This window comes from Colwellia marinimaniae (genome assembly GCF_002207865.1).
GTDB classification, from domain to species: Bacteria; Pseudomonadota; Gammaproteobacteria; order Enterobacterales; family Alteromonadaceae; genus Colwellia; species Colwellia marinimaniae.
In genome coordinates this window covers 1-13,253 of record NZ_BDQM01000001.1, presented here as the reverse complement: position 1 = coordinate 13,253, position 13,253 = coordinate 1, and the positions used below count along the sequence as shown (strand labels likewise).

13 protein-coding genes are annotated in these 13,253 nt (G+C 40.1%); 1 reads left to right on the top strand and 12 read right to left on the bottom strand.

The window, feature by feature from the left end; genetic code table 11:
• Positions 1–22 precede the first annotated feature (22 nt).
• The 12 genes from MTCD1_RS22365 to MTCD1_RS00010 form a co-directional block, all read right to left on the bottom strand.
• Positions 23–487 carry a prepilin-type N-terminal cleavage/methylation domain-containing protein gene (locus MTCD1_RS22365; RefSeq protein WP_057182648.1) on the bottom strand — a complete coding sequence of 155 codons (465 nt, stop codon included), beginning with the start codon at positions 485–487 and terminating at the stop codon, positions 23–25.
• A 104-nt stretch (positions 488–591) separates the two neighbouring features.
• Positions 592–1,278 (bottom strand): type II secretion system protein, encoded by a 687-nt coding sequence (locus tag MTCD1_RS00060; protein ID WP_057182651.1) that lies wholly within the window; start codon positions 1,276–1,278, stop codon positions 592–594.
• A 209-nt stretch (positions 1,279–1,487) separates the two neighbouring features.
• A complete protein-coding gene (locus MTCD1_RS00055) occupies positions 1,488–1,979 on the bottom strand; it encodes a hypothetical protein (protein WP_057182652.1) in 492 nt (163 codons plus the stop codon).
• 10 nt (positions 1,980–1,989) lie between these two features.
• The gene (locus tag MTCD1_RS00050) at positions 1,990–3,219 is read right to left on the bottom strand and encodes a type II secretion system F family protein (RefSeq protein WP_057182654.1); all 1,230 of its coding nucleotides are present in this window, start codon (positions 3,217–3,219) and stop codon (positions 1,990–1,992) included.
• Positions 3,220–3,271: 52 nt separating this feature from the next.
• Positions 3,272–4,984, bottom strand: coding sequence for a GspE/PulE family protein (locus MTCD1_RS00045; RefSeq protein ID WP_057182656.1), 1,713 nt, complete (start codon positions 4,982–4,984; stop codon positions 3,272–3,274).
• A gap of 172 nt (positions 4,985–5,156) precedes the next feature.
• A complete protein-coding gene (locus MTCD1_RS00040; RefSeq protein WP_057182658.1) occupies positions 5,157–6,383 on the bottom strand; it encodes a tetratricopeptide repeat protein in 1,227 nt (408 codons plus the stop codon).
• Positions 6,380–7,282 carry an ExeA family protein gene (locus MTCD1_RS00035; protein ID WP_057182660.1) on the bottom strand — a complete coding sequence of 301 codons (903 nt, stop codon included), beginning with the start codon at positions 7,280–7,282 and terminating at the stop codon, positions 6,380–6,382. Before MTCD1_RS00035 ends, MTCD1_RS00040 begins: the two co-directional genes overlap by 4 nt.
• 46 nt (positions 7,283–7,328) lie before the next feature.
• Entirely contained in the window at positions 7,329–9,119 is a 1,791-nt protein-coding gene (gene mshL, locus MTCD1_RS00030) for a pilus (MSHA type) biogenesis protein MshL (RefSeq protein WP_231733090.1), read from the bottom strand.
• Positions 9,120–9,139: 20 nt separating this feature from the next.
• A complete protein-coding gene (locus MTCD1_RS00025; protein WP_231733091.1) occupies positions 9,140–9,499 on the bottom strand; it encodes a hypothetical protein in 360 nt (119 codons plus the stop codon).
• Positions 9,492–10,184 carry a hypothetical protein gene (locus MTCD1_RS00020; RefSeq protein ID WP_057182664.1) on the bottom strand — a complete coding sequence of 231 codons (693 nt, stop codon included), beginning with the start codon at positions 10,182–10,184 and terminating at the stop codon, positions 9,492–9,494. Before MTCD1_RS00020 ends, MTCD1_RS00025 begins: the two co-directional genes overlap by 8 nt.
• Positions 10,184–10,786, bottom strand: a complete 603-nt coding sequence (locus MTCD1_RS00015) for a PilN domain-containing protein (protein ID WP_057182666.1) — start codon at positions 10,784–10,786, stop codon at positions 10,184–10,186. The genes MTCD1_RS00020 and MTCD1_RS00015 overlap by 1 nt, the downstream gene beginning before the upstream one ends.
• A complete protein-coding gene (locus MTCD1_RS00010; RefSeq protein WP_057182668.1) occupies positions 10,776–11,759 on the bottom strand; it encodes a hypothetical protein in 984 nt (327 codons plus the stop codon). The genes MTCD1_RS00015 and MTCD1_RS00010 overlap by 11 nt, the downstream gene beginning before the upstream one ends.
• 257 nt (positions 11,760–12,016) lie before the next feature.
• On the opposite strand from MTCD1_RS00010, the gene MTCD1_RS00005 reads away from it, so the two are divergent.
• Positions 12,017–12,973 carry a 1-aminocyclopropane-1-carboxylate deaminase/D-cysteine desulfhydrase gene (locus MTCD1_RS00005; protein WP_057182669.1) on the top strand — a complete coding sequence of 319 codons (957 nt, stop codon included), beginning with the start codon at positions 12,017–12,019 and terminating at the stop codon, positions 12,971–12,973.
• Positions 12,974–13,253 lie beyond the last annotated feature (280 nt).

Below are 13,253 nucleotides of genomic sequence, written 5' to 3'. Positions count from 1 at the left end.
TACTTAATAGCTCACAGAGATATTAACAACCAGAAGTAATGCTCGCAATAACAGGCTTAGAAAATTCATCCGCCGCATCTGTATATTTCACTACACAACCGGCCCCTGATGTTGCCTTAGCATGCGTATAAGTTGCGCTGCCAGCTACTGATACAAAATCAAAAACAGTAGTAGTATCAATCTCCATCAATACGTCAATAGTTGCACCTGTAGGGTAAAAATGCTCAAAAGTAACAGTTCCACCAGCAATACTTAAAGAGCCATTGTGAGCAATACCTTTAACTAAGGCTTTAGCATGGGCCATATCTGCTGCTGAGTTAAGTGAACCTTTTACCGCTTCTATGGTAGAGGCTTTAGCATCGCCAGTTAAATCAATAAATTTAGGTGCTGCTGTTACCGCTAAAATACCCAAAATAACAATGACTACCACTAATTCAATTAAGGTAAAACCCTGTTGATGTGCTTTTACATTCATATTACTTTTCATGCTTTTTCCTCAATTTACGAACAAAATTAATTTAATTTAATTTAAAAAAGGTTTATCAAATCTATACCGCAGTGGATGCCTGCGGCAATAATTTTTCTTAGCCTTTACGGTTTATTATTAATATATATGATTACCGAGCTATTGGCTGGTTGATAACTAAAGCTATTGCCAACACCGGTTAACGGTGATGGTGCAAGGTAAGCGCCATTACTATCGCGTGTTAACGTCTCTTTCAAATGGTAATGACATAGAGTCGAAGCGCCACTCCCAGAGACATTGGCTAAATACCTAAAACCACCGTCATCATTTATCTCGGTAACACTACTGGCCAATAAAGGTGGCTGTTGTAATAAGCTATTCCATACTGCAATACAGTCAACTACTGCCATGGTTTTACCGTTTATACCATTACCACTATCAGTACCAACAATATAACCTGGGCTAATCGTTGGTGATGTGCTGTTGTCTTCACTGGTTAAGTAAACTATGGTGCCATCATAATTAACCAAATTGACACCGTCAGTATCTTTTGGACGAGCCTCAGCTTCCCATTGCGAACGGGCTAATGACACGCCTGTAGCAAAACCACCGGCCATAGCTTCAATATTGGCCTGCTTAGCTTGTTCAGTTAAGTCGATAAATTTAGGGATAGCGGTTGCTGCCAAAAAACCTAAAATTACGACAACAATAACTAATTCAATTAAGGTAAAGCCCGCCTGCTTAGATTTGCGAACGCCAATCTGATCATGACTATTTTGGACAATGCCTTGGTGGGAAATGCTTTTTATCATTGAGATAACCTTTTATATCAACTAATGCTTTGAGTTTTACTCGATAAGCTTTAGCTGCAAATTTATATCTTCAGCTGCCTATAAACATAATATTAACATTATGATCAGCGGCAAACCACTTTTCAATGTCGAATATAAGTAATTAGTTGGAGTACTCAATAAATTACTCTATAAACATTTTAATGCGCATTAATTATTCAGTAGAATAATTAATGTACCTGCTTAACTTTCCCTGTATCACTACGATAATCAAAAGATTGCCCATTAGCAATACTATATCGACATAAGCGACCGTTTTTAATCGTTTTATTATGAATTTCAATCGCTACCACTGGTGATTTAACCACTTGTAGTGGCATGGCTAATGTTTGCTGCCAAATTTTATGGCAAGCCAAGCTGGTATGGTCACTATCAACCCAACCCGATTTATTCACCTGAACATATTGTTTTTCTGTACTGTTTAAACGATTTAACACCACAATATCAGGCTGTTTATCCATTAACCATTGCCCATGGATAACATTGATTTTACTGGTGAAATTTTGCGCTAAGCCAACAAAAGCAATATTAGTTATTTTCTCTTGCTGGCTAAAAAAAAGATCTAATAATAACTTCATCAATACAGCAATAATGACAATAACAATCACAAACTCAATGGTTGAGCCTTGCTTTTTTTCAGCATGGTTAGGTGTTTTTTCCATAAGCTTACTGCTAACCTTGCATAGCCGAAGCCATATCCCACATTGGCGTAAAAATACCCAGCGCTAACACTAAGACCATTGCCGCAACTACCACTAATAATAACGGCTCAATTCGTGCGGTTAAGGTGGCTAAATCATAGTCAACTTCTCGCTCGTAATAATCGCCGACTTCGGCCAATAATTCGTCAACCCGACCCGTTTCTTCACCAACTGCCAACATTTGTAATACTAGGGGGGTAAATAAATTACTGGCCACAGCCGAGCGTAATAAGCTTTCACCACTTTCAATGCTCTGACGCATGGAGGCGATTTTATCCTGCATATAGCTATTATCTACCGCGTCAGCAACCAAGGTTAAGGCTGTGGTCATGGGTACGCCCGCTTTTAGCACAATGGCAAAACTATGAGAAAAACGCGCTAATATCGAGCGTTCTATAATACTGCCAATAATTGGAATTTTGATCTTACGCCTATCCCACTGATAGCGTCCTTGCTTAGTTTTTAGTGACTGCTTGATCATCCCAATAGTCAAAATGGCGGCAAGGAACATATAAAACCAATAGTTTATAAATAAGTTAGAGCTAGCAATAATGAATTGTGTCGCCAGTGGCAAGTCGGCTCCTAATCGAGAAAACATATTGGCAAAAGTTGGAATAACAAAAATATTTAAAATTACCACAGCTGCCGCTAGCGCCATAAGCACCATACTCGGATAACGTAAAGCAGCTTTAATGCGTTTACGCGTATCTAACTCTCGTTCAAGGTAGGTGGTTAACTTTAAGAAAGAGCCATCTAATTGACCGGTATTTTCACCAACATGCACCAAAGAAACAAAGAGGTGGTCAAAAATTTTTGGATGATGATTAAGTGCTGAAGAAAAGCTATAACCACCTTCAAGCTGTTTACCTATATCGGTGAGTGCTTTTTTAAGCGTTATTGAATTTGCCGATTCAACCATGCCATTAATTGCCCGTAAAATAGGCACACCAGAGCGCATTAAGGCATACATTTGCCGACAAAACACAATCAATTCTTCTAAGGAAACCCGACCATTATTGAGTAATTCAAATATATCGGTACTACCAGCACTCTTACTACCTTGCACAGAAGCAACAATAGAGATAGGCGTTATACCTTTTTTGAATAATTTATCAGCCGCCGCCGCTAAATTGACAGCATCAATACTGTCTTTTACTTGGCTACCGTTGGCATTTCGCCCTGTATAATTAAATGACGCCATTAATATCTCTATGTTCTAATATAGGTTATTGCCTAATTAATCATTGTAGTGATTAATTAATATCAATTGTTTCTACCAAACGTAACACTTCTTCTACGGTAGTGATGCCATCCACAGCATAGGCAAAAGCTGCTTGCGCTAGCGGAGTAAAACCGGGACTTTCTTTGGCTAACTTACCAAAAGCTTCACTATCATTGCGTTTTAACGCCGCCATCATGCCTTCATTCATTTCAAGTAATTCAAAAACACCGATTCGACCTTTATAACCGGTATAGTGACATGACTGACAACCTTTACCGTGCATAAACTGGCTAGTTTTAGCCTGTTCACCGGCTAAATTTGTTAGCCATAATATTTCTTGTGCATCTGCTTGGTATTCAGTTGCACAAGAGTCACATACTCTGCGAACCAAACGTTGCGCGACAACCGCCCTTAAGGCACTACCGACTAAAAATCCTGCCGCGCCCATATCGATTAAACGCAGCGCACTGGTTATGGCATCATTGGTATGCAAGGTTGATAAAACTAAATGACCCGTTATCGCGCCACGCAAGCCTATTTCAACGGTTTCCTGATCACGCATTTCGCCCACCATCATAATATCGGGATCTTGGCGTAGGGCTGATCGTAAGATTCTTGAAAAGGTTAAATCAATTTTAGTATTCACTTGTACTTGATTTATTCTCGGTAAACGGTACTCAACCGGGTCTTCAACCGTGATAATTTTTTTGCTCGCATCATTGAGCTCACTTAACGCCGCATATAAGGTCGTTGTTTTACCACTACCCGTTGGCCCAGTCACTAGCACCATACCGTGTGGTCTATGGATTTGTTGGCGGACACGTTTGACCATCTCTGCTGGCATACCCGTTTGATCCAGTGATAATAAACCGGCAGATTGATCTAATAAGCGCATGACCACCGACTCGCCGTACTGCACCGGCATGGTAGACATACGTACATCAATGTTATGGCCACTAATCTCTAAATTAAAACGACCATCTTGGGGTAAGCGCTTTTCTGAGATATCAAGGCCGGCCATCAACTTAAGTCGTAATACCATAGCCGAAGCAATTTTATTTTCTTTTAGTATTTTTTCTTGTAAGACACCATCAATTCGCTGACGAATGCGCAATTGATGCTCTTCTGGCTCAATATGAATATCGGATGCACGCATTTGTACGGCATCTTCAAACACTGATTGCAGTAATTTTCCTACCGTAGCATCACCGCCTTCATCAAGGAAAGTAGTAGCGAGATCAAAGCTGGAAGATTCTTCATATTCTTCTTCTAGCTGGCTGGCAAAAGATTCAATTTCAGCGGTACGACGATATAAGCTGTCAAAGGCATCAAAAATCTGTGACTCCAACACTACCGCAAGTTCAATCCGTTTGGGGGATAACATGCGCTCTAATTGATCTAAGCCACTTAAATCTGCGGGGTCACTCATACCGAGTAATACTGAAGCGCCTCTATCTTCAATTATCAACGCCCTTAAGCGTCTAGCATGAACTTCAGGCAGTAAGCTGGCAACATTAGCAGATATCTTATGCTGTGATATATCTAAAAATGGCACATCAAGTTGCTGCGCTAAAAATTGTAATAGTTGTCTTTCAGAAAGGTAGCTAAGCTCAATTAAGGTATCACCGAGCTTTCGACCCGTTTGTTTTTGACTCGATAACGCTTGCATTAATTGCTCATTGGATATGATACGTTCATGAACCAATAGATCACCTAAGCGCATCTTTAATTTTGGAGCTGCCATAATTTGTCCTACTGTCCTATTGCCTGTATGCTTTGCTTAACAAATTGTTCTGTTGAAATAGATAGATCACTTTTTATTAACGCGTCTTTAACCACTCGCGTCATTTGGCTATTCTTATCCTACAGTACCGGTGCAGCAAATTACCCGCAGCCTATATAAGCTTGCTTGCTTGCTACTGTGCTATTACCTGAATACGTTGTTTAACAAAATTCTCCGATGATATGGATAAATCATGGTTTTTTAATGCTGCTTTATAAGCTTTACTTGCTAAACTAAATTGACTGTTTTTATCGTACAATACCGCTAGACCCAGTTGCCAACGCCCTTTATTAGGGTACATTGTTATCAGCATTTTATAAGCTGCAATACCCGCTTCATGTTGCTGAGCATGCTGCGCGGTATTGGCCAACATAATTTGATACTGTTCATCTTTTAAGTCCGCTAACGGCTTTAAGGTGTTTAATGCGGCTATTGCCTGGCCCTGCTTTAAATAAATACGTGCTTGTATCTCACGTAAACTGCTGTCTTTACCATTTAGAGCAATACCTTGTGACAGTAAATTAATCGCCTCTTGATAGGCCTGTCGACCAAACCATAACGCCGCTAATTTTTTACGTGCTTGACTATCACTCGGCTTGATAATAAGCACATCTTCAAGCAAGTTCTCCGCTTTCGCTATATGCTTTTCCGCCAGTGCTTTTTCAGCCAAGGCAAATTTTTGTTGCGCCAATTCATCCGCCGACAATTGCCTACGTGACACCGACATGGTATTTGCCTGGGGTTTTGATTTAGCCTGTAAGCTAGATTTCACCTTAGCGGCACTCGCGTGTTCTAGCTCTGCTGGTGTATGTGGATGACTATGTGCATTTTTTTCGACATTAGCGTCGCTACTAACAATAATTTCTGCTCTCTTTGCCGGTGTAACTTGGCTGGCACCATTATCAACAATGGCATTAGTTCTAGCGTGAGTGCCTTGCAAGGTTTGCTGCTTTACCTCCCTAGCGGGTACGGTATTTGCCGTCACTGGTTTAGCTGGGGTTATTTTTTCTGCCAGCACTTTTAACACGTTGTTTTCTATAGCTGCTACTTTTGCAGGAAGTATGTTCGCAGGTGTAGTTGTTGCCGAAGATACGGTCGGCGAAGAGAGCGTTGCCACCGCTATAACTTGCGCCGCGTTTACTTTATTAGACCATTGCTCAGCTTTTAAGGCTTTATTTTCACCGACCAGTTGCCAAATATAAAAACTGGCCCAGCAAATAATTAGCACGCATAACGTGGTTAGCACAACAATTTTTATCGGTGACTGGACCTGTGTATGCTGAGTAGGCGGTGCAGTAAGTGCCCCTGAGTCAGGACTTCGTTGCTGCAAATCGTTTAACATCTGATTAATAACACTCATGATTTAACCACCAAGGTATAATAAGCCATTATCAAGGCTGCAGATAAAGCCAAACAGGAAAAAGCCAACACGTTTTTCTTTGATTTTACGTCGATACTTTCAGTATCTTTTACTGCGGCTTGGAGTAATTTCACCGTCATTTTGTAGTGTCCTTGACCATAAGCAAGCATTAACATTTTATGGCATAACACATTAACCAAGCGTGGTATGCCTTGACTCACGCGGGCAATTTTTTTGCAAATTGCCACGGGAAAGAGTTCTACGCCTTTATAACCCGCAACCACTAATCTGTGTTGAATATATTGCTGTACTTCATTAGCATTCATCGGCCTTAATTTATAAGAAAAGGTAATGCGTTGCCTTAATTGTCTAAATTCGGTTTTGGCTAAACGCTGATCAAGCTCAGGTTGCGCGAATAAAACCACCTGTAATAATTTACGTGTCTCTGTCTCTAAATTGGTAAATAGTCTCAGTGCTTCTAAGCTATCTTCCGGTAGCGCTTGTGCTTCATCGAGTATCAGCACAACCGAATGCCCTTGGCTATGTAACTCTAATAAGCGCGTTTGAATACGCTGAGTCAGTAATTGCAGTGACATACGTTGTGCTTGTTTAACGCCAAGTTCAACGGCAACCGCTCGCCTTAATTCATCCGGATTCAAATAGGGATTAGGAATATACGCCGTGATGAAATGCTCAGGTATTTCATTGAGTAGCTTTCGGCATAACAATGTTTTGCCGGTACCAACTTCGCCCACCACCTTTATAAAGCCTTCTCCGGTCTTCAGCGCGGTAAAAATCACCGCTAGGGCTTCATTATGTGGCGCCAATGGTAAATAAAAATTTGTATTAGGAGTGAGAGTAAAAGGTAACTCTCCTAAGCCAAAATGATATAAATACATAGCAATTCTACTAATTAAGTCAAGTTAAACAAATAAGCACTTAGGCTTAATTATTTAACTTGGTAGCATCTTTTTGTGCTAGTTGGCAAACATCATGGCTTCTGGCATATTCCGCATCGGCACATTGTGTTTGGCATACTGGTGTTAACTCACCTTCAGCCGATAACTCACATGTTTCAAGCTCTTCTGGAAACCATTTTGTTAGCAAGTTCCGAGCAACTTGCAGTTGATTTTTCCAAGTATCTTGGCCCACTACCGTAGCTGTCAACATGATAACTAATTCACGTTTTTGCATTTTTTGCGATTTACTTTTAAATAGCTCACCGAAGAAAGGTATATCACCTAAGAAAGGCGTTTTTGACTCGATATCAACTTTATAGGTTTCAATTAAACCACCAATAATCACCACTTCACCCGATTGAGCGCGAATAATAGTATCTGACTCTCGAACTCTACTTCGCGCCAAGGGCAGGATTAGTACTTCACTACCAATTTGAATGACTTTATTTTGCTCTTCAGTAATAGTTACCGAAGAATGCACATGTAATATAACGCTACCATTTTCACTAATTTGTGGTGTTACATCGAGGGCTATGCCCGAGAAAAAGGGTGTTAACTCAACTTCGGGTGTTGTGGTAGTTGAGGTACCCGTGGTGATAGTGCTGGAAACTTCAGTGACGAAATATTCATCTTCACCCACTTTAATCACTGCTTTTTGGTTGTTGGTCACCGTGATCCGTGGACTTGAAAGTACTTGCACATTACCTTGTGTTTGTAAAAGCTCGATCACACCGGAAAAATCACTGCCATTGGTGTGCTTACTAAAGGCCAGACGACTAACACCACCAATAGTATTAGAGATAACATTACCAATAATATTACCCGTGGTTGAATAGATCAGTTCAGCACTGCCGACTTGATCGAGTATTTTCCCCCACTTGATCCCCTGTTGGTACTCATCATTAAGGGTTACTTCCATTATTTTCGCTTCAATGATCACTTGGCGATGTAAGTGGCTTTCAGTCGCTTTGATAAATTTCTTCACCGCTTTGATTTCTTTTGGAAAAGCACGGACAGTCACTAGGCCTGCTTGTGGAGAAATAATGACTGAGCGACCATTGCCGGTGCCGACAAAAGCAGTGAGGGATTCTTTTATTTCAGCCCAAAAATCAGATTCATTTTCAGTATAGACATTGACACCACTACTTTGATTATTAGAGCTGCTATTGCGGTTATTACTACTACTATTATTGCTGTTATTATTACTGTTATTGCCGCTGTTAGGATCATTTTCAGAAACGCCACCGGAATTGATGGTGGTACTAGAGGAACCAAAACGTTTAAGAAATAAATAATTTAAGGCCATGGTTTCGGTGCGTATTCCTGGCGGAAATACCTTGACTATGTTGCCCGTACGAATGATTTCATAGCCATAGACATCCTCAACTACGGTTAATGCCTCAGTTAAGGTGACATTATTCAAACTGAGTGAAATTTGGCCAACCACATCTGGATGAATAACGATGTTATAGCGCGAGCCTCTCACTATCGCTTGAAAGAAATCTTTGGCATCAACTTCAGTGGCCGTAATCTCCAAACGTTTTTCCGCCAACATCCCTTGCTTAGCTTGGTTTATATCATTAAACATTAGCTCTTGCTGGACAGAATTTGGCACTAGCGTTAATGGCTTAGGAGCATTAAAGGCTTTAGCTTGTTTGATAGCTATATCAAGATCTTCTTTTAACTCGATGGGATCTCTAGGCACGGTTTGACAGCCCACTAGCACAAAGCATAACGCTGACAAGGCAATTTTTATTTTTGTTGTTGTTTTTTTCATAGGGGGGCTTGTAGTTATCATTAGTTAATTACCGTATTTTCTATGACTTTACTTTTAAAACCGGTTTTTTTAAAAATATTAATTTTTAATCGCTTAGTTTTACTGCGCAATATCACACTGTGACTATTAATTGCCGTGATACGATACTCGCCAACATAGTCAAACATGCTATAGATTTTGCCATTGATTACGGCGGTATGAATACCATCACCATGAATAATCGAACTTAATAAAAAGCCACCATCACGTTTTAACTGATGATTAGTACCCGAGCCACTTACGCCAAATGGACGAGTAGGATCAATATCAGCAGCTAGGCTAATCGGAGCAGTCATTACCATGACCATTAAGCCGCTGGTTAATATTAAATGCTTAGACACCAATAAACTCCTTATTTAAGCCCAAACTATAAATGGTTATCTCTACTTCACTGCGTGGGTACTCTTTTACTTCAAATTGAAAGTCTTGCCAAAAAAACTTCCACGATAGTTGTTCTAATTTTCGTAAATAATTGCGCAACTGAAAATATTCACCTGACAACTTAATTTTCATCGCATGTTTATATAAATTTAAACCCAGTTGTTCCGCTGTTGGTGACTGTCTGCCAGCAGTAGCGTTTTGTTGTTGGCTCGATAAATCTAATAAAGGTTGCGCACCAATCAATTCAAAAGACAGCAAGGATACCCCTGGCTCTAACTTAAGCAATTTGAACAGGGCGGCACGCATTTCACTTGGGCTAATTAAATCAGTCGTTAAATGCACTAAGCGGTTATCAATTTTGGCCAGTTTACCTTCAAGTCTGCTGATTTGTTTAGCAATATCTTTATCAGGATCTTGTTTTAGTGCGGTTTGGTATTCTTTGATAGTAAAGTTAAGACTTTGATTACCTGACTTCATCACTCGGCTTTGCTTATCAAAGGTAATAATTCTAGCGTTTTTATCATCAATAAATAAGTATGAGATAATAAAGAATATCGCCACAAGGCCAGTTAACAGTAATAAAAACTGTTCTCGACTGGTTAGCTGCAGAAATTTTTCACTCATATTTTGCCATTGTTGCTGCATTAGCTTTTACCCTTCTTCGCCATTGAGCTGACCACAAACTCGGTAATATTTTGCTCATTCTGTGTCAGTTTAAAATGGACAAACGCCTTGCCAGATAATAAACGCGATTGTTTAAAGCCAGCCAACCAGGCAGGCACAGCTTGAGGGTTTCGGGCTAGACCAGTAAAACTCATATCGGTAGCATTAATGCTAATAGTTTGTAAGCGAATATCTTTATGGTGCATGGCTGACAGATCATTCATTGCCATAACAAAGCCACCGGCAAAAGTCTCATTTGAGTCAGTGAGTTTGGCTAACAGTGCCCCTTTATGCTGCATCACTAATTTTATTGTGCTGAGATTTTGTGTTAAAGCGGCTGAGACTTGCCTATTTTGTACTTCTTTAGCCAAGCTATTGGCAAGCTGCGTTTGTTGTTGCTGCTCTTTTAATAAATCATCATATATTGCCGCCGACTGACTATAGTTTATTTCAGTAACAACGGCCCAAATAACCATCATTAATAATAAGCCTAGCCAAGCACCCGCCATTCTGGATAATGACAACAAGGGTTGCTCTGGAAACAGCTCAGCTTGTAATAAATTAATACTATGTTTAGCTGTCATGACGCACTCCCGCTAAAACGTCGGTTTCGGCTATGGTTTCGCTAGTGTCCGTAATGTTTTCTAGGCTAGCGCCTATTGCCGCGGCAAAAGCTCGATACTGATGATATGGCTGGGGTAATTCAAGTAAACTCACCGGTACAGCAGAATTTTCTGCTAGCTTTTCAACAAAGACAGCCTCCAACTCGATGGGTAATAACACTTTAATTTCCTTGATAGGCGCTTGTTTTAGCTGACGCTCAAAATAATCTGTCGAGCGTTGAATCTCTAAGCTGATATCATCAATAAGTGAAAAAGATAATTCATCCACTGCTTTACTGCCAATTTGAGCAAAGCCCCGTAGACGGCGTTGAAAAAAGATTTGTTTTTGTTTAACTATTAATAAAACAATTTCTTCATTGGGCTGCTGGCACACTAATAACACCGCTTCATTTTGTGACGCTAATAAATTGGCAAAAGCAAATTCTTGGGTAGTAATAGCAGTGACCTTTACCTTACCTTGCTCAGTTGCTGCCAGTAATTTTTTCAGTTCATCTAACGGAGCACAGACAACATTAATTTTTTCTTTGCCACCGGCAAGCAGTGGTGCATCATAATAATCTAACACCATGTTATCCGGTGAAATACTGACTAAATCTTTAATTTGCCATTTTAATGCACTGTGTATTTCGCTAGCAGACAAGCTAGGTTTATCCACTTGTACTACTTGTGATTGTGCTTCGTTAAGCACTAAGGTGGCACTGCCCTCAAGTTCGTAATTTTTATGTAGTGTTTGAATGGCTTGTGAAAAGTTAGCTGAACTGGCCTTTTCATGGTGAAAAAGTACTTTAGCCGTTTTATTATTGTTGTCAGCGTTATCGGAATGTTGTTGAGGAATTGAGCACAAGGAGACACCCTGCTGCTGAAAAGCAATACCCAGACGCTGACTTGAAATTTTCTTTGAAAAAAATTGTTTAATTTTCGTTAAAATTGACATTTATCGGCAATATCGCATATAGCTAAAATTATTTTTAATGTTACCCTTTGTTACACCTTTAGAGCAAGCTTTACTGCTATATTTTAGCTAAGTATATTAGTAATTTAGCTACGAATAGTACCGTGCTTTAGCGCTAATTTTCTATTTAAAACATTTTGTTAGTCACAGAACTAGTCCAAAGAAAAACCTCAGAAAATAACGATATCGTTTATAATAACCGCGAAACCTGTTGTTTATTAATATTTCATTAGATATCCATGCCTAAGCCTTTGTCAATACTACAAAATATACATCATCCACTCTTCGATAAATACAAAGTTACTGTCCAGGTCAAGCGAGATGATTTATTACATCACATCATATCGGGTAATAAATGGCGAAAATTAAAATACAATCTTAGACAAATAAAAGAGGGCGTTTACCAAGGCGCGCTAACGTTCGGCGGTAGTTACTCAAACCATATCCATGCTTTTGCCTATGCCTGTAAGTTACAGAAAATCCCGTGTATTGGTGTTATACGTGGGGAAGCGCGTTATGCAAGTAATTTTACCTTAGCTTGGGCCAGACACTGGGGCATGCAATGTCATTTTGTTGATAGAAAAACTTACCGTCGCCGTTTTGACACAGAGTTCTTAACTGAGTTGAGTGAGCTATACCCAAATTATTTTTTTATCCCTGAAGGTGGTAGTAACACCCTAGCAATACCTGGCGTAGCGGAGATAGTAACTGAATTAAACCAACAAACAAATTTCGATACTTTACTCACTCCCGTTGGCAGTGGCGGCACTTTAGCTGGCCTTATATCAGGGGACACTGTTGCCAATAGTAAACAACATAGAATTTTAGGCATTGCGGTATTAAAACAAGCGGCATACCTAGTGGATGAAATTAAGTGCTTACTTAGCCCACAAGGTAAGCGACATAATAACTGGCAGTTATTAACCAACTTCCACCGTGGCGGTTATGGCAAATTTAGCCCTGATGATGTCAAGCGGATATTAGCATTCAACCAGCAAACCGGCGTGATCTTTGAGCCGATCTATTCCGGCAAGATGGTATTGGCCTTGCTCGATTTATTAGCGCAAGGCTACTTTAGTGTCAATGAGCGCATCGTGTTACTACACACAGGTGGGCTACAAGGTCTTGGCGGCATGATTGAACAAGGCAAACTCAAGGCTGAGGATTGGCCGATTCTTACTAAAGTTGATGAGTAATTAGTTGGTAGTCAGCTTGCTTCATTAGCGCAAGGCTAGCTTAGACTGAAGCGAAATGAGCCCATCGTGTTACTAAACTTTATTAAATACCGGTGGACTACAAGGTCTTGGCGGCATGATGGAACAAGGCAAACTCAAGGCCGAGGATTGGCCGATTCTTACTAAAGTTGATGAGTAATTAGTTGCTAGCTTAGACTGAAGCGAAATGAGCGCATCGTGTTACTAAACTTTATTAAATACCGGTGGACTACAAGGTCTTGGCGGCATGATTGAACAAGGC